This is a genomic window from Enterobacter sp. MALB-1, assembly GCF_041021625.1.
GTDB classification, from domain to species: domain Bacteria; phylum Pseudomonadota; class Gammaproteobacteria; order Enterobacterales; family Enterobacteriaceae; genus Enterobacter; species Enterobacter oligotrophicus.
In genome coordinates, this window is the sequence record NZ_JBDPJL010000001.1 from 3558565 (window position 1) to 3576004 (window position 17440).

Annotated in this window: 17 protein-coding genes; 3 read left to right on the plus strand and 14 right to left on the minus strand. The window is 54.2% G+C overall.

From position 1 onward, the window contains the following. Positions 1 to 79: 79 nt before the first annotated feature. The gene (gene proS / locus ABGB15_RS17115; protein WP_215723275.1) at positions 80 to 1798 is read left to right on the plus strand and encodes a proline--tRNA ligase; all 1719 of its coding nucleotides are present in this window, start codon (positions 80 to 82) and stop codon (positions 1796 to 1798) included. A 45-nt stretch (positions 1799 to 1843) separates the two neighbouring features. Here proS and nlpE read toward each other — a convergent pair whose 3' ends face one another. Genes nlpE through ABGB15_RS17130 form a run of 3 tightly spaced genes read right to left on the minus strand, consistent with a single transcriptional unit; the run spans position 1844 to position 3540 of the window. Beyond that, positions 1844 to 2542: an envelope stress response activation lipoprotein NlpE gene (gene nlpE / locus ABGB15_RS17120; protein WP_152083532.1), complete on the minus strand. Its 699-nt coding sequence runs from the start codon at positions 2540 to 2542 to the stop codon at positions 1844 to 1846. 39 nt (positions 2543 to 2581) lie between these two features. Next, positions 2582 to 2998 carry an alternative ribosome rescue aminoacyl-tRNA hydrolase ArfB gene (gene arfB, locus ABGB15_RS17125; RefSeq protein WP_080328763.1) on the minus strand — a complete coding sequence of 139 codons (417 nt, stop codon included), beginning with the start codon at positions 2996 to 2998 and terminating at the stop codon, positions 2582 to 2584. Next, positions 2995 to 3540, minus strand: a complete 546-nt coding sequence (locus tag ABGB15_RS17130; RefSeq protein ID WP_152083531.1) for a YaeQ family protein — start codon at positions 3538 to 3540, stop codon at positions 2995 to 2997. The genes arfB and ABGB15_RS17130 overlap by 4 nt, the downstream gene beginning before the upstream one ends. Before the next feature lie 195 nt (positions 3541 to 3735). Here ABGB15_RS17130 and ABGB15_RS17135 point away from each other — a divergent pair, with 195 nt between their 5' ends. Both ABGB15_RS17135 and rof read left to right on the plus strand, forming a co-directional pair. Continuing rightward, positions 3736 to 3936, plus strand: a complete 201-nt coding sequence (locus ABGB15_RS17135) for a YaeP family protein (protein ID WP_215723276.1) — start codon at positions 3736 to 3738, stop codon at positions 3934 to 3936. Further along, positions 3923 to 4183: a Rho-binding antiterminator gene (rof, locus tag ABGB15_RS17140; RefSeq protein ID WP_313326525.1), complete on the plus strand. Its 261-nt coding sequence runs from the start codon at positions 3923 to 3925 to the stop codon at positions 4181 to 4183. Before ABGB15_RS17135 ends, rof begins: the two co-directional genes overlap by 14 nt. 28 nt (positions 4184 to 4211) lie before the next feature. On the opposite strand, the gene tilS is transcribed toward rof, so the two are convergent. The 11 genes from tilS to skp all read right to left on the minus strand — a co-directional run bounded on the left by tilS (position 4212) and on the right by skp (position 17352). Then, the gene (tilS, locus tag ABGB15_RS17145) at positions 4212 to 5498 is read right to left on the minus strand and encodes a tRNA lysidine(34) synthetase TilS (protein ID WP_215723277.1); all 1287 of its coding nucleotides are present in this window, start codon (positions 5496 to 5498) and stop codon (positions 4212 to 4214) included. A gap of 57 nt (positions 5499 to 5555) precedes the next feature. Further along, on the minus strand, positions 5556 to 5945 hold the full coding sequence (locus ABGB15_RS17150; RefSeq protein WP_215723278.1) for a VOC family protein: 390 nt from the start codon (positions 5943 to 5945) through the stop codon (positions 5556 to 5558). A gap of 65 nt (positions 5946 to 6010) precedes the next feature. Beyond that, positions 6011 to 8143: a lysine decarboxylase LdcC gene (locus ABGB15_RS17155; protein ID WP_152083526.1), complete on the minus strand. Its 2133-nt coding sequence runs from the start codon at positions 8141 to 8143 to the stop codon at positions 6011 to 6013. 100 nt (positions 8144 to 8243) lie between these two features. Beyond that, complete coding sequence (gene accA, locus ABGB15_RS17160; RefSeq protein WP_006810033.1) at positions 8244 to 9203, minus strand: acetyl-CoA carboxylase carboxyl transferase subunit alpha; 960 nt, start codon at positions 9201 to 9203, stop codon at positions 8244 to 8246. Positions 9204 to 9215: 12 nt separating this feature from the next. Further along, on the minus strand, positions 9216 to 12698 hold the full coding sequence (dnaE, locus tag ABGB15_RS17165; protein ID WP_215723279.1) for a DNA polymerase III subunit alpha: 3483 nt from the start codon (positions 12696 to 12698) through the stop codon (positions 9216 to 9218). Positions 12699 to 12736: 38 nt separating this feature from the next. Beyond that, positions 12737 to 13333 (minus strand): ribonuclease HII, encoded by a 597-nt coding sequence (gene rnhB, locus ABGB15_RS17170; RefSeq protein ID WP_152083524.1) that lies wholly within the window; start codon positions 13331 to 13333, stop codon positions 12737 to 12739. Then, complete coding sequence (lpxB, locus tag ABGB15_RS17175; RefSeq protein WP_369064251.1) at positions 13330 to 14478, minus strand: lipid-A-disaccharide synthase; 1149 nt, start codon at positions 14476 to 14478, stop codon at positions 13330 to 13332. The genes rnhB and lpxB overlap by 4 nt, the downstream gene beginning before the upstream one ends. Then, entirely contained in the window at positions 14478 to 15266 is a 789-nt protein-coding gene (gene lpxA / locus ABGB15_RS17180) for an acyl-ACP--UDP-N-acetylglucosamine O-acyltransferase (protein WP_152083522.1), read from the minus strand. The genes lpxB and lpxA overlap by 1 nt, the downstream gene beginning before the upstream one ends. Positions 15267 to 15269: 3 nt before the next feature. After that, a complete protein-coding gene (gene fabZ, locus ABGB15_RS17185; protein WP_007373234.1) occupies positions 15270 to 15725 on the minus strand; it encodes a 3-hydroxyacyl-ACP dehydratase FabZ in 456 nt (151 codons plus the stop codon). Positions 15726 to 15828: 103 nt separating this feature from the next. Then, positions 15829 to 16854 carry a UDP-3-O-(3-hydroxymyristoyl)glucosamine N-acyltransferase gene (lpxD, locus tag ABGB15_RS17190; protein ID WP_215723281.1) on the minus strand — a complete coding sequence of 342 codons (1026 nt, stop codon included), beginning with the start codon at positions 16852 to 16854 and terminating at the stop codon, positions 15829 to 15831. A gap of 3 nt (positions 16855 to 16857) precedes the next feature. Then, on the minus strand, positions 16858 to 17352 hold the full coding sequence (skp, locus tag ABGB15_RS17195; protein WP_042319211.1) for a molecular chaperone Skp: 495 nt from the start codon (positions 17350 to 17352) through the stop codon (positions 16858 to 16860). Positions 17353 to 17440 lie beyond the last annotated feature (88 nt).

Genomic DNA, 17440 nt, shown 5'->3' on the forward strand with positions numbered 1-17440 from the left:
ACTGGTAAACTAAACCACTTTTTTTGTGTCAGGCTGGTGTTTCAGCCTGTTCCAATCGTCGAAATGGAACCGTAACAACATGCGTACTAGCCAATATCTGCTCTCCACCCTGAAGGAGACACCTGCCGACGCCGAAGTGATCAGCCACCAGCTGATGCTACGCGCCGGGATGATCCGCAAGCTGGCCTCCGGGTTATACACCTGGCTGCCGACCGGCGTGCGCGTCCTGAAAAAAGTCGAAAACATCGTGCGTGAAGAGATGAACAACGCCGGTGCAATCGAGGTGTCCATGCCTGTGGTTCAGCCCGCTGACCTCTGGCAGGAGAGCGGTCGCTGGGAGCAGTATGGCCCGGAGCTGCTGCGCTTCGTCGACCGCGGCGAGCGTCCGTTCGTCCTCGGCCCAACGCATGAAGAAGTCATTACCGACCTGATTCGTAACGAACTGAGCTCTTACAAACAGCTGCCGCTGAACTTCTTCCAGATCCAGACCAAGTTCCGTGACGAAGTGCGTCCACGCTTTGGCGTCATGCGCTCCCGTGAATTCCTGATGAAAGATGCTTACTCTTTCCATACCTCTCAGGAATCCCTGCAGGAGACCTACGACAAAATGTACGAGGCTTACAGCAAAATCTTCTCCCGTATGGGTCTGGATTTCCGTGCTGTACAGGCGGATACCGGTTCTATCGGCGGTAGCGCATCTCATGAATTCCAGGTGCTGGCACAGAGCGGTGAAGACGATGTGATCTTCTCTGACTCCTCTGATTACGCCGCGAACATTGAGTTTGCTGAAGCGCTGGCACCAAAAGCGCCGCGTGCCGCTGCCACCGAAGAGATGAAACTGGTTGATACGCCAAACGCGAAAACCATCGCTGAGCTGGTTGAGCAGTTTAATTTGCCGGTTGAGAAAACGGTAAAAACGCTGCTGGTGAAATCCACCGAAGGCAGCGCATACCCGCTGGTTGCCCTGCTGGTGCGTGGCGATCACGAACTGAACGAAGTGAAAGCTGAGAAGCTGCCGCAGGTTGCCAGCCCGCTGACGTTCGCTACGGAAGCGGAAATCCGCGCTGTCGTTAACGCAGGTCCAGGTTCCCTGGGTCCAGTCAATATGCCAGTCCCAGTGGTCGTTGACCGCACGGTAGCCGCGATGAGCGACTTCTCCGCTGGCGCGAACATCGACGGCAAGCACTATTTCGGCATCAACTGGGATCGCGATGTGGCGACGCCAGAAGTGGCGGACATCCGTAACGTGGTTGCTGGCGATCCAAGCCCGGACGGCCAGGGTACGCTGATGATCAAACGTGGTATCGAAGTCGGTCATATCTTCCAGTTGGGTGATAAATACTCTCGCGCGCTGAATGCTGCCGTACAGGGTGAAGATGGCCGTAATCAGATTTTGACCATGGGTTGTTACGGTATCGGGGTGACGCGTGTAGTGGCTGCCGCTATCGAGCAGAACTATGACGAACGCGGTATCGTCTGGCCGGATAATATCGCGCCATTCCAGGTCGCAATCCTGCCAATGAACATGCACAAGTCATACCGTGTGCAGGAACTGGCTGAGAAGCTGTACGCCGAGCTGCGCGCGCAGGGTATCGAAGTGCTGATGGACGATCGTAAAGAGCGCCCTGGCGTGATGTTTGCCGATATGGAACTGATCGGTATTCCGCACACCATTGTCATCGGCGACCGTAACCTTGATAGCGACGAGATTGAATACAAATACCGTCGCAGCGGCGAGAAGCAGATGATCAAGACTGGCGACATTCTTGATTACCTGGTGAAAGCCATCAAAGGTTAAGAAACAAAAAACCCCGCCAGTGCGGGGTTTTTTAATGGGTAACTCTTACTTGCTTTCGCAGTCTTTCCCCGCAGCAAACTTCGCGTCTTTATCTGCCACCAGCGTTTTCACCAGCTCGCCGCTGTCCGGGTTTGGCTCAAGCGTAAAGTGGCCGTCAACCGTCAGCAATACTGGTTTACTGTCATTGCCGCGCGCAACGGCATAATCGCGCTCCAGCTGAGCATTGTTCGCCACGCTGACTTTCTTACCGGTGGCGCAGTCGGTAAAGATCGCCGCATCCGCCATATAGAAATACATGCCCCGCATCGCCATTGGCGTTGCAGGCAGCGCCGCTTTCACCGGAGCCAGCGTGTAGTTGAACTGGGACTCAATCGGGTTGCCGTCACGATCGAGCATCTCCATGCTCTCCCCTTTTGGACGGAACCAGGTTTTATCGCCGGTGGTATCGGTCAATACCAGCTTCTCAGCCGTACGCGCCCACGTTCCGTAAGTCGCAAACGATGACGGTTCTTTAGCACCCTGATAGCGCTGGTTCATCACCCATGTGCCATCTTTTTCCAGGAACAGTGAAGTTTCGATACCTTCACAATCCGCACACGGTAATACGCCGCGCCAGCTCTGCTGCATCGGCTTTAATTCTTCATTCTGCGTGGGCTGCAATACCTGCGTTTCTGAACGGTTGTTACACCCGAAAAGCGCAAACAGTGTACTCACTGCCAGTGCTGACCATAATGCTTTTTTCACAATGAATTCCTTATGAAAAGTGTGTTCCCTTTCGTCACGTTATGGGTGACGAACTTTACCGCGTAGTGCTTTCACTGTGGATTTTTGTGCCTTCGACGACAACCGGCGCTCTTTCGAGGCGCGAGTAGGACGTGTTGCCCGACGGCTTTTTTGCACTGCAGTTAACTCTTTTATGACCGCCACCAGCCTGGAAAGTGCCGCCTCCCGGTTTAACTCCTGGCTGCGGTACTCCTGTGCTTTGATCACGATGACACCGTCGCTGGTAATCAGGTGATGGCTGGCGGCGAGCAGACTTTCTTTATAATACTCTGGCAGGCTGGAGGCCCGAATGTCAAAGCGCAAGTGGATAGCCGTTGAGGCCTTGTTAACATGCTGCCCACCCGCACCCTGAGCACGGATTGCCGTAATCTCCAGCTCGTTATCAGGGATGCTGACGTTTCGGGACAGAACAATCATGACGCAGGCTGCCAGGCCGTTAAGTGAATTTCCAGATTATTCTGAGAATCAGAGAGCCAGATTGCGCCGTCCTGAATGGTTGCCTGCAAAACCATAGTGCGCCCGGCAAATTCACTCAAGCGCGCCAGTTGATCATCATCCAGATACCAGACGGTAAGATTTTTAAACTGCCCGCATTTGCTCTTGTTTTGTTGCCACCAAATCTCTGCAGCACGCTGATTATACGCGAATAACGCCACTTCAGCCGACTGGGTGCACGCTTTTTTAATCCGGCGTTCATCCGGCAGGCCGAGTTCAATCCACAGGTCGATACCCAGGTGATCGTTGCGCAGCCAGGCCTCTGGCTCGTCTTCCGCACTTAAGCCACGGGTAAACTGCAAACGCTCGTCGGCATACTTCACCCACGCCAGCAGGCGCAGCATCATACGCTCCTGGGTTTCGGAGGGGTGACGCGCCAGCGTCAATGACGCATCCAGAAACTGGTTACGGTCAAGATCCGCTACATTGACCACAGCTTTATAAATTGTCGCTTTCAGCGCCATGAGGAAACTCCTTTCGAATCAGGTGCGCATTGTAGCGAAAACCGCAGCAAAAGGCTGTTACAGATGATGAACCGCCCCCAATCAAGGCGCTGATATTGCTTAAATGAGTATGGTATAGTCACCTTGCTAAACCGAGTTTATCTTCGTAGGCTTAAGGGTATCTCACAGTAAGTCAGTGCGCTGGCGGGAGGGGATGTGAATAATTATTGTGAGTTAATTCGCAAACGGTATGCGGAAATCGCCAGCGGAGATCTGGGGTATATCCCGGATGCGTTGGGCTGTGTATTGAAAGTGCTTAATGAAGTGGCCTCTGATGAGCGCCTTTCAGAATCGGTCAGGGAAAAAGCAGCGTATGCTGCTGCGAATTTACTGGTGAGCGATTATGTCGATGAATGATACTTATCAACCCATCAATTGTGATGACTATGACAACCTCGAACTCGCCTGCCAGCATCATTTAATACTGACGCTGGAGCTAAAAGATGGCGAAGTATTGAAGGCAAAAGCCAACGATCTGGTTTCACGTAAGAGTGTGGAATATCTGATAGTGGAAAATGCCGGTGCGACGCGTGAGCTTCGCCTGGACAAAATAGCCAGCTTCAGCCACCCGGAAATCGGCACCGTCGTGGTGAGCGAGTCCTGATATCACTAACGGGTAGCCTTGCTGCCCGTTACACTTTCCATTCAAAACAAACGCCTTTTTCACTCCACCCCTCTTCCGTCACGAATACGCCCGCAGCCGCAATCAGCGTCTCGCCATAAAACAACAGCGGAGTGGTATCTCGCCGCCAGGGGGGGACATTATTCTCCTGCCAGATCTTCTTCAGTTTACGCCCGCCATTACGCCCGACAATATGCAACATACCGCTGGCTTTAAACCGCACGGTAACCTTCTCACCAGCCTCAGGCAGGCGCACGTTACCCATTTTAGCCAGAGAAACGACTCCCGCATCACATGGCAGCACCAGCGGATCTCCTGGCATCGGCCAGTCGAGCACAACGTCAACAAGCGACGGCGTAGATTTTATCCACCAGAGTTGCCCCTGATAGCGTCTCACGTCAAAGCCGTTTAAATGCACACACGGAGAAGCATCCTCGCGCGACAGGGCCACTTCATCCCAGATACGGTTTAGCATTGTGCGGGATGGCATAACCGCATTATGCGTCGCCAGCCAGCGGCGTAACAGCGCGGCACGACGCACCGCGCTCATCGCGTCTAATGGCGCGATCGCCAGCGCCCCATCATCTGACGTCAATGCTGTCAGCTCGTCGCTCAGCAACTCATCCAGCAGCGTTTCCTGTTCGGCGCATAGCGCAGCACTTCTTGCTGTAGCCTCGGCAAAATGAGGCCAGCGCTCAGTCAGCAATGGAATGACGTGCAGACGCAGGAAATTACGGTCATAGCTGACGTCCTGGTTGCTCTCATCTTCAATCCAGCTCAATTGATGCTGGCGCGCCCAGGCTTCCAGTGAAGCGCGCGTTTCACCCAGCAATGGCCGAATTAACTGCGTACCGGCAAAATCAGTACGTTCAGGCATGGCGGATAACCCCGCCGGGCCACTTCCCCGCTTCAGTGCGAGCAAAAAGGTCTCGCACTGGTCATCCAGATGTTGCGCCGTGATCAGCGCTTCTGAGGGTTGCAGCGCGCTGGCAAACGCAGCGTAGCGGGCTTTTCGCGCCTGCGCTTCAGTGCCCAGACCTTCCTGCCGGAGGCTTACCCGCTCAACAATGAGCGGAATTGACCACTGCGCGCATAACGCTTCACAGTGCGCCACCCATTCGTCGGCATGTTGACTGAGCCCGTGATGGATATGCATCGCCCGTAACTGAACGTCAGGCTCCTGGTCACGCCAGCGTTTAAGCCGATGGAGCAGAACGGTGGAATCCAGACCACCGCTAAACCCCACCAGCAGCTGGCGGTACGGTGAAACGGCTTGCGCAATAACGGGTAGGGTCATAGAAAATTACACATAAAAATGCCCGAACTGAGCGGGCATTATCACACAGGATGAAAATTACTGCTGGTAAAGCTCCAGCGGGAGGCCGTCCGGATCGTTGAAGAAAGTAAAACGCTTGCTGGTAAAAGGGTCGATACGAATCTCTTCGCACTTCACACCGTGCTCTTCCAGATGTTTTACCGCGCGATCGAGATCATCGACACTGAAAGCAAGATGACGAAGCCCGCAGGCTTCCGGGCGCGATGGACGCGCAGGCGGGAAGGGAAAGGAGAACAGCTCAATGACATATTGCCCGTTTAATGCCAGGTCACCTTTCCAGGAATCTCGCTCCTCACGGTATGCCTCGCTTAACAGCGTAAAGCCCAGGATGTCGCAGTAGAACGCCTTACTTTTCGCGTAATCGGTGGCAATGATCGCAATATGATGAACCTGTTTTAAACCCAGCATAGCTTCTCCTTTTTATGATGCCTGAACGTTACAACCGACAACCCACCCCTGGCAAGCGGTCACCTTTATTTTAGGACTCGGACCCAGTACGCGCCGTTCTCATCACGCTTCGCGCCATGGATATCTGTCTCAAAGCCCGGATAATGACGCCCGACAGAGCAGAGCATCAGCAGAAAATCGAGCACCGCCCGGCTCTTCTCAGTGATCATCTCTCCCGGCATCAGAAGAGGCACGCCAGGCGGATAAGGCAGGATCATATTGGCTGAGACGCGCCCGACCAGGTTTTCCAGCTCAATGGTCTCCACCTCGCCTTTCACCTGACGCTGCCACGCCTTGTGCGGCGTCAGCTTCATCTCTGGCAACACGTCAAACGCCTGTAGCATCAGGCGCGGCAGATCGTGCTGGCGGATCAGTTTGTGGATACCCTGCGCCAGATCCTGGATGCGCATGTTGCGGTAGAAGTCAGGATCTTCTGCATAGAGATCAGGAAGCATGTTTTTGACCCGCAGGTTCAGATCGTAGGCACGCTTAAACTCCATCAGGCCACGCAATAGCCCCATCGCACGGGTTTTGTCTATCCCAATGCTGAACAGAAATAACAGGTTATAGGGTCCGGTCTTTTCCACCACTACACCACGTTCATCAAGGAACTTCGCCACCAGCGCAGCGGGTATCCCTTCATCGCCCATGACGCCCTGCTCATCCATGCCCGGCGTCAGGATCGTCACTTTCACCGGGTCAAGGAACATATGGTCCGCATCGGCATCACGAAAGCCGTGCCAGCTTGCACCCGGCGCGACAGACCAGCACTCCGCCTCTTCAATCTCTTCCGGCTGCCAGATATCAAAGAACCAGCCGTCGGCTTCATCTTTCAGTCGCTGGACTTCTTTGCGGAAATGCAGCGCCCGTTCCACCGAACGATTGATCAGACGTTTGCCCGGATTGCCACGCAGCATTGCCGCCGCCGTTTCAATGGACGCCACCAGGGGATAGCTCGGCGAAGTGGTGGTGTGCATCATAAAGGCTTCGTTAAACGTGTCCTCGTCATATTCGCCTTTGATGTGAATGAGCGACGCCTGGGAAAATGCTGCCAGCATTTTGTGGGTCGACTGGGTTTCGAAGAACACTTTGCCCGGCACGCGCTCGCCGCTCATGCCACTTTTCCCTTCGTAAATCGGATGGAAATTGGTGTAAGGCACCCACGCGGAATCAAAGTGGATTGAGGGCACATCCAGCGTCTGTTTGATCCAGTTCGTGTTGTACAGCAGCCCGTCATAGGTAGAGTTGGTAATCACCGCATGGATTGGCCAGCTTGCCTCAGGGATCGCCGCAACTTTGTTTTCGATGGCCGCATGTGTGAATTCACGGCGTGGAATGCCGCCAAGAATACCAAGCGCGTTACGCGTGGGTGACAGCCATAGTGGTACAACATCGCTCATCATCAGTAAATGGGCCAGAGACTTGTGGCAGTTACGGTCGATCAATAGCGTACTGCCAGCCGGGGCGGCGTACATGCCGACAATTTTGTTTGAGGTCGAGGTGCCGTTGGTCACCATATAACTCTGCTCGGCACCGAAGGTGCGGGCAATATACTCTTCGGCTTCCAGATGCGGTCCGGTATGGTCAAGCAACGAGCCTAGCTCCGTCACCGAAATCGACACGTCCGCTTTCAGCGTGTTTCCGCCAAAGAAATCATAAAACAGGCAACCCACCGGGCTTTTCTGATAGGCCGTTCCCGCCATATGACCTGGCGTACAGAAAGTATATTTTCCTTCCTTCACGTAGGTGAAAAGCGCACGGGTAAACGGCGGCGTGATGTTATCAAGGTATTCCCCGGTGTATTGCTGAATACGGGTCGCAATATCTTCCGCCACGCCGAGGGAGTATTCAAAGAACCACAGCGCCATACGCATATCGTGGGCGCTGACATCCATCGTCGAGTGAGTATTGATAAACGCATACAGCGGGAGATATTCATTCAGCTTGTTAATATCGCTGCACAATTCCAGATCGTATTCGTCCCAGTCGAAGATCACGCCGCAGATACGCGGGTTATGCTCGATGAACTTCAGCAGATCGGCGCTGTTGTGCGGCCAGATAAGCTGGAATCCACGGGATTGCAGGGCTTGCTCCAGCTCCTTGATGGGTTCGTCTTTATAAAAGACGCCGTGTGGCCCCATAATGGCAATAATATTCACGGGTTACCTCCTTGAAAAACATTAGCTAAGCATAGCCAGGCTAAACCGCAGGTATAAAAAAAGCCGCAACAGTGTGCGGCTTTTCAGATAATTGTGAAACTTACGCGTAACCGTAGGTCATCAGGCGCTGGTAACGACGGTTAAGCAAATCTTCTTTGCTCAGCACGTCCAGATCCGCCAGGTCTGCCAGCAGTTGTGCTTTCAGAGACGCGGCCATCACTTCTGGCTTACGATGCGCCCCCCCCAGTGGTTCCGGGATCACGGTGTCGATCAGCTTCAGCTCTTTCAGGCGCGGAGCAATGATGCCCATCGCTTCTGCAGCCAGCGGCGCTTTATCGGCGCTCTTCCACAGAATAGACGCACAACCTTCCGGAGAGATAACGGAATAGGTGCTGTACTGCAGCATATTCACTTTATCGCCCACGCCAATCGCCAGCGCACCACCGGAGCCACCTTCACCGATAACGGTACAGATGACCGGCACGCTCAGGCGAGACATCTCACGCAGGTTACGCGCGATGGCTTCAGACTGACCGCGCTCTTCTGCACCCACGCCAGGATAAGCACCTGGGGTGTCGATAAAGGTGATGATGGGCATGTTGAAGCGCTCAGCCATCTCCATCAGGCGCAGCGCCTTACGGTAACCTTCTGGTGCAGGCATACCAAAGTTACGACGGATTTTCTCTTTGGTTTCGCGGCCTTTCTGATGACCAATGATCATCACCGGGCGTCCGTCCAGACGTGCGATACCGCCCACGATAGCTTTATCGTCAGCGTATGCGCGATCGCCTGCCAGTTCGTCAAATTCATCAAACGCCAGGCGGACATAATCCAGGGTGTACGGGCGCTGAGGGTGACGCGCCAACTGGGCGATCTGCCATGCGCCGAGATCGGCAAAGATTTTGCGCGTCAGTTCTACGCTTTTTTCACGCAGACGATGCACTTCTTCGTCGATGTTAATATCCAGTTTTTCATCCTGACGGCTCACTGCTGTCAGAGAATCGATTTTCGCTTCCAGCTCAGCAATCGGCTGTTCGAAATCAAGGAAATTCAGACTCATAGTATTCCTGTATTAGTCAAACTCCAGTTCCACCTGCTCCGAACCAATGAGGCCACGCAGATCGTTCAGTAAACGATCGCTCGGAGAGACACGCCACGTTGCACCAAAGCGCAACCGCGCACGTGCATCCGCCCTCTGATAGTAGAGATGTACTGGAATGGTCCCCGAGCGGTGGGGTTCCAGAGACTGACGGAGTCGGTTTAAAAGCTGGTCATCAATTTGCCTGTCCGTCAGCGAGATAGCAAGCCCGCGAGCATATTTTTCACGGGCTTCGTCAATGTCCATCACTTCGCGGGCGGTCATTTTAAGCCCGCCGCTGAAGTCATCAAAGCTGACCTGTCCGCTGACGATAAGTATGCGGTCTTTTTCCAGCAATTGCTGGTATTTATCCAGCGCGTCGGTGAACAACATCACCTCCAGACGCCCGGAACGGTCATCCAGCGTACAGATGCCGATACGATTGCCGCGCTTGGTGACCATTACCCTTGCAGCAATCACGAGCCCCGCAGCCGTGGTGATTTTACCACGTTCTGTCGGATGCATGTCTTTCAGCCGGTAGCCTCCGACATAGCGCTCAATTTCTTTGATGTACTGGTTGATTGGGTGGCCCGTCAGGTACAAACCTAACGTTTCGCGCTCACCATCCAGTACCACTTGTTCAGGCCACGGCTGGCAGCTGGCGTAGGACTGCTCAATCTGCTCCGGCTCTTCCGCCAGCACGCCGAACATATCCGCCTGGCCGATCGCTTCCGCTTTCGCGTGCTGATCGGCGGCTTTCAGGGCATCGCCCAGCGAGTTCATCAGCGCAGCACGGTGCGGCCCCAGCCTGTCGAACGCGCCGGACATGATCAGTTTTTCGAGCACGCGACGGTTCAGTTTTTTGGTATCAGTGCGGGCGCAGAGATCGAACAGCTCGCGGAAATAGCCACCGTTGTTACGCGCTTCGATGATCGCCTCGATCGGGCCTTCCCCCACGCCTTTGATCGCGCCGATGCCGTAAACAATTTCACCCTCGTCGTTGACGTGGAAATGATAGAGGCCCGAATTGATATCCGGCGGCAGGATCTTAAGCCCCATGCGCCAGCACTCATCCACCAGGCCAACCACCTTCTCGGTGTTATCCATATCGGCGGTCATGACTGCCGCCATGAATTCAGCGGGATAGTGCGCTTTCAGCCACAGCGTCTGATATGACACCAAAGCATAGGCAGCGGAGTGCGATTTGTTAAATCCGTAACCGGCGAATTTCTCCACCAGGTCGAAGATTTTCATCGCCAGCTCGCCGTCAACGCCGTTTTTCTTCGCCCCGTCTTCAAAGATGGAACGCTGCTTGGCCATCTCTTCCGGCTTTTTCTTACCCATCGCACGACGCAGCATGTCCGCGCCGCCAAGGGTATAGCCGGAAAGCACCTGGGCGATCTGCATAACCTGTTCCTGGTACAGGATAATGCCATAGGTCGGCTCCAGCACAGGCTTCAGGCTTTCATGCTGCCACTGAACATCCGGGTACGAAATCTCTTCGCGCCCGTGCTTACGGTCGATAAAGTTATCAACCATGCCCGACTGCAGCGGCCCCGGACGGAACAGGGCCACGAGCGCGATCATATCTTCGAAGCAGTCAGGCTGCAGACGTTTAATCAGATCTTTCATGCCGCGGGATTCAAGCTGGAAGACAGCGGTGGTCTCCGAGCGCTGCAGCATGTCGAAACTTTTCTTGTCATCCAGCGGGATGGCCGCGATATCCAGCGGCGGTTCGCCGTTCTTCTCGCGGCGGGCGTTGATCATCTCCAGCGCCCAGTTGATGATAGTCAGCGTGCGCAGACCGAGGAAGTCGAACTTCACCAGCCCGGCATATTCAACGTCGTTTTTGTCAAACTGAGTGACCGGGTGCTGGCCCGCTTCATCACAGTAAAGCGGTGCAAAGTCGGTAATTTTGGTCGGGGCGATAACCACGCCCCCCGCATGCTTACCGGCGTTACGCGTCACGCCTTCCAGCTTGCGCGCCATGTCAATCAGCGCTTTAACTTCTTCGTCGGCTTCGTAGATCTCCGGCAGTTGCGGCTCAGCTTCAAACGCTTTTGCCAGCGTCATGCCGGGATCGGGCGGCACCAGTTTAGAGATGCGGTCGACAAAGCCGTATGGATGCCCCAGCACACGGCCCACGTCGCGGATTACCGCTTTCGCTGCCATTGTACCGAAGGTAATAATTTGCGATACCGCGTCACGGCCGTACATGTCTGCTACATGCTCAATAACCTGGTCGCGTTTCTCCATACAGAAGTCAACGTCGAAGTCGGGCATGGAGACACGTTCCGGGTTAAGGAAACGTTCGAACAGCAGGTCAAATTCCAGCGGGTCGAGGTCGGTGATTTTCAGCGCATAGGCTACCAGTGAGCCGGCACCGGAGCCACGGCCCGGACCTACAGGTACGCCGTTATCCTTCGACCACTGGATAAACTCCATTACGATCAGGAAGTAGCCTGGGAAGCCCATCTGGTTGATCACCTGAAGTTCAATATCCAGGCGCTCGTCGTATTCAGGGCGCTTCTCTTTACGGACCGCTTCATCCGGGAAGAGGAATTCCAGACGCTCTTCCAGACCTTCTTTCGATTTCATGACCAGGAAATCTTCCGTGGTCATATCTCCCGTCGGAAACTGCGGCAAGAAGTATTCGCCGAGGCGCACGGTCACGTTACAGCGCTTGGCAATCTCTACGCTGTTTTCCAGCGCTTCCGGGATGTCGGAGAAGAGCTCGCACATCTCCTCTTCACTGCGCATATATTGCTGCGATGAGTAGTTGCGCGGGCGTTTCGGATCGTCGAGGGTGAAGCCGTCATGGATTGCTACGCGGATCTCATGCGCATCGAAATCACCTGACTCAAGGAAGCGCACGTCATTGGTCGCCACAACAGGCAGGCCGCGCTCTTCGGCAAGCGCGACCGCAGCATGCAGATAGCTTTCTTCATCTGCGCGGCCGGTGCGGATCAGTTCCAGGTAAAAACGATCCGGGAAATGCTCTTCGTAGAACGACACGCATTGATCAACCAGCGCACTATTACCACGCAGCAGGCTTTTACCGACATCGCCCATACGGCCACCAGAGATCAGCAGCAGACCTTCATTCAGTTCCGCCAGCCAGTCACGATCGATCCATGGCCCCAGCGCACCATAGCCGCGCTGATAGGCTTTGGAAATCAGCAGAGTGAGATTCTGATAGCCGGTGTTGTTCATTGCCAGCACGGAAATCTGCGCCAATTCATCGCCAAGCAGGTCGCTCTGGACATGAAAATCCGCGCCAACAATGGGTTTTATCCCCGCGCCGTGCGCCGTTCCGTAGAACTTCACCAGGCCACACAGGTTGGTAAAATCGGTGATCGCCAGCGCAGGCATGCCAAGCGCGGCCGCCTTTTTCACCAGCGGCCCGGTCTTTGCCAGCCCATCGATCATGGAGTAGTCGCTATGCACCCGCAGGTGTACGAAACGTGGTTCAGCCATCTTCAGATTCCGCGTTACTTAATTGCTTGCGTATTGATTCAGGACACCCGTCCCAGCGCGCGTTTCACCGGGCCAAAACTGCGTCGGTGATGTTCGGTTGCGCCATGTTCAGCCAGCTTTTCCAGATGGAAAGCCGTTGGATATCCCTTGTGCTGGGCGAAACCATACGCAGGATAAGTGAGGTCCAACGCGGCCATTTCGGCATCGCGTGTCACTTTGGCAATGATTGATGCCGCACTGATTTCGGCAACCCGGCTATCACCTTTGACAACCGCCATAGAAGGCATGGGCAGTGCCGGACAGCGGTTGCCGTCGATCAAAACATACTCAGGCGCAATCTTCAAACCCGCCACAGCACGCTGCATCGCCAGCATGGTAGCATGCAGAATGTTCAGCTCGTCAATTTCATGCGGCTCTGCACGCCCCAGACTCCAGGCCAGTGCCTTTTCTGTAATTTCGTCAAACAGTGCCAGTCGGCGCTTTTCAGACAGTTTTTTAGAATCATTCAAACCAATAATCGGACGAGCAGGATCGAGGATCACCGCGGCGGTCACCACAGCGCCGACCAGCGGACCACGCCCGACTTCATCCACTCCCGCCACGAGATGCGTGTGGGGATAAACAAATTCCATCATTTTGCTAGCTCCAGCACCGCGTCCGCCGCTTGCTCATCGGCATTACAGCGGATCTGCTGATGCAGTTCGCGGAAGGTATCATGCATCTGGTGGCTGGTTTTACCGTTTGCCAGCAGCGGCAACAACGCTTCGGCCAATGCCTGCGGCTGACACTCATCCTGCAGAAGCTCTTTCACCAGCTCACGCCCGGCGAGCAGGTTTGGCAGTGAAACGTAGTCCGTTTTTACCAGACGTTTTGCCAGCCAGAAGGTGAACGGCTTCATACGGTAACCGACCACCATCGGGCATTTCGCCAGCATGCACTCCAGCGCGGCCGTACCGGAGGCCAGCAGTGCGGCATCGCTCGCAACCATCGCCTCACGTCCCTTCCCGTCCAGCAGGTGGACATGGAGATCCGGTGCCACTTCCGCTTTGATGCGTTCAAACTGCTCGCGACGTTTGGCATTCACCAGCGGCACGACCACTTCGAGATCAGGGTAAGTCTGGCGAAGAATGTGCGCCGTTTTCAGGAAATCCGCACTGAGCATTTCGACTTCCGCACCACGACTGCCTGGCAGTAACGCCAGACAATGTGCATCATGGGAAATGCCCAGCACATCACGCGCCGCGTTTTTATCCGGGTCCAGTGGCATGGCATCCGCCATGGTATGACCGATAAAACGGCACGGGACATTGAATTTATCGTAAAACGCTTTTTCGAAAGGCAGGAAAGCCAGCACCAGATTGGTTGACCGTCCGATTTTGAAAACGCGTTTCTGTCGCCACGCCCAGACGGACGGACTGACGTAATGAATCGTTTTGATGCCCTGCTTTTTCAGATTCCCTTCAAGGGTAATATTGAAATCAGGCGCATCAATGCCGACAAAGACATCGGGTTTGAGTTCGGTAAAACGGCGGGTGAGATCGGCACGAATATGCAGCAAGCGATGCAGGCGACCTAACACCTCTACGATGCCCATCACGGCCAACTCTTCCATTTCATACCAGGCTTCACAGCCTTCGGCCTGCATCAACGGGCCAGCAACGCCGACAAAGCGGGCGTTGGGTACATGGGCCTTAAGCGCACGGATAAGACCTGCACCAAGAATATCGCCGGAGGTTTCTCCGGCGACCAGGGCTATCGTAAGCGGACGACTGTCGACCATTAACGAATCAGACCACGCGTTGAACGTTCAAAGAATTCCATGAACGCGTTCACCTCAGGGTGCTTATTCGCCAGCTCGGCAATTTCCGGCTTCGCCTCTTCCAGCGTTTTACCGCTACGGTACAGCAGTTTGTACGCGTTACGGATCGCTGTAATCGCTTCGCGGCTAAAGCCACGACGCTTGAGTCCTTCGATATTCACACCAAACGGCGTGGCATGGTTGCCCTGCGCAATCACAAACGGTGGGACATCCTGTGCCACACCGGAGCAGCCGCCGACCATCACGTGCGCACCAATGATGCAGAACTGATGAACCGCGGTCATGCCGCCAATAATTGCGAAATCATCAACCGATACGTGTCCCGCCAGCGTTGCGTTGTTGGCAAGAATACAGCGGCTACCGACGGTACAGTCATGCGCGATATGCGCATTAACCATAAACAGGTTGTCGCTCCCCACCTTTGTCAATCCACCGCCCTGTACTGTTCCACGATGAATGGTGACGCTTTCGCGAATGCGGTTACGATCGCCGATTTCCACACGGGTCGACTCACCAGCATATTTCAGATCCTGGTTTACTTCGCCGATGGAGGCGAACTGATAGATCTCGTTGTTGCAGCCAATGGTCGTGTGACCATTCACCACAACGTGAGATTTCAGCACTGTACCCTCACCAATTTCGACATTGGGTCCAACAATACAAAACGGGCCAATGTGAACGTTGGCACCAATGATGGCACCGGTTTCCACAATAGCGGTAGGATGAATAAAGGCGGATTTATCAATCACGTATCAGGCCTCCCGGCTACGAGCACACATCATTGTCGCTTCGCAAACAACTTTACCGTCAACCAGAGCAACACCTTTGAAGCGAGTCAGGCCGCGGCGCGTTTTTTCAAAAGTGACTTCCATGATCATCTGATCACCAGGTACGACCGGGCGCTTGAAACGCGCTTCATCGATACCCGCGAAGTAATACAGTTCACCCGGCTCCAGTTTACCCACGCTTTTAAACGCAAGAATACCGGTTGCCTGTGCCATCGCTTCCAGGATCAATACACCAGGGAAGATAGGCTTACCAGGGAAGTGTCCCTGGAAGAATGGCTCGTTAACGGAGACATTTTTCACTGCGCGCAGAAAACGACCTTCTTCAAAATCCAGCACACGGTCTACCAGCAAAAACGGGTAGCGGTGCGGCAGAAGTTCTAAAATCTCTTCAATATGCAGAGTATGAGTGTCAGTAGTCAAAATACTCTTCCTGTCAAATGTACTAAATAGCAATAATAACACGGCCTGCCGGTTTATAAGAAAGCCGACAGGCCGGGAAAAATAGCGTTAAACGGATGAACGCTTAGTCTTGTTGATCGATCTTGCGCTCAATCGCTTTGAGTCGCTTGCTCATATCATCAATATTCATCACCAGAGCAGCTGTTTTACGCCATACCTTGTTCGGTTGCAGCGGGATACCAGAGGAATAGACGCCCGGCTCGGTGATAGGACGCATCACCATGCCCATTCCCGTTACCGTGACTTTGTCGCATATTTCCATATGGCCATTGATCACGCTGGCACCGCCAATCATGCAGTAACGGCCAATTTTCAGGCTGCCTGCCATGATAACGCCGCCCGCAACTGCGGTATTGTCGCCAATCACAACGTTATGTGCAATCTGGCACTGGTTATCGATGATAACACCATTACCAATAATGGTGTCGTCAAGCGCACCACGGTCGATAGTCGTACAGGCACCGATCTCAACGCGATCGCCGATGATCACGCGGCCAAGCTGGGGGATCTTAACCCAGTTTCCACGATCGTTCGCGTAACCAAACCCGTCAGAACCAATCACCGTGCTGGACTGCACGAGGCAATTTTCACCGATCTCAACGTCATGATAAACGGACACATTGGCCCACAAACGGGTTCCTGCGCCAATTTTTGTATTTTTCCCAACAAAGCAGCCAGGGCCAATCACCACGTTGTCACCCAGCGCTACGCCAGATTCAATAACGGCGTTTGCGCCAACTGCCACGTTGTTACCCAGCGTCGCCGTCGGATCGATTGCAGCACTGGCTGCAATGTTCTGCGCGGGCTGCGGCGTGGTATCAAGAATTTGGGCCATACGTGCATACGTCAGGTAGGGATTTTTCACTACCAGTGCAGCGCTAGTGGCAAACGGAAGATCGTCCTGCGTCAGCACAACGGCAGACGCCTGGCATTGAGCCAGGTGTTCACGGTACTTAGGGCTTACCATGAAGGTAATGTTGCCAGCTTTAGCAGATTGCATGGACGCAACAGCGGTGATGACGATATCGCCATCACCGTGTAATTCTGCATCCAACTGCTGAGCTAAATCAGCCAGTCGAATTGAAGGCATTACTTATTTAACCTGTTTCAGAACATCAGCGGTGATGTCTTTAACATCGCTGCTGTTGAAAGCAACGGCGTTCGCATCAACAACCAGATCGATACTCTGATCGGCAGCGACTGCTTTAACAGCAGACTGAATGCGAGTGACGAGTTTACCGCGCTCTTCGTTAGAACGACGCTGACGATCCTGCTCGAAAGCCTGCGCTTTCTGGGAGAAGGTCTGGCGCTGAGCCATGACGTCTTTTTCCAGTTTGCTGCGCTCGCTCGCTTTCATCGTAGAACCATCACGCTGCAGACGCTGCATTTTAGTCTGGAGATCACCTTCCATACGTTGCAGTTCGCCAGCACGGCCTTTGAATTCGTTTTCCAGTGTCGCAGAAACACCAGTTTTCTGTGCAACCTGCTGGAACAAATTACCCATGTTGACGATTGCAATTTTGTCTGCTGCCTGAGCAGAAGTTGCCATCGCTAAACCGAGACCTGCAGCTAATAACCACTTTTTCACAATTAACTCCTTACCATCCCATTGGCACCCGAAAGTACCGTTCTTTGCGTGGCAAGGCGACCGTATTACCGATCGCCGGTTGTCAGCG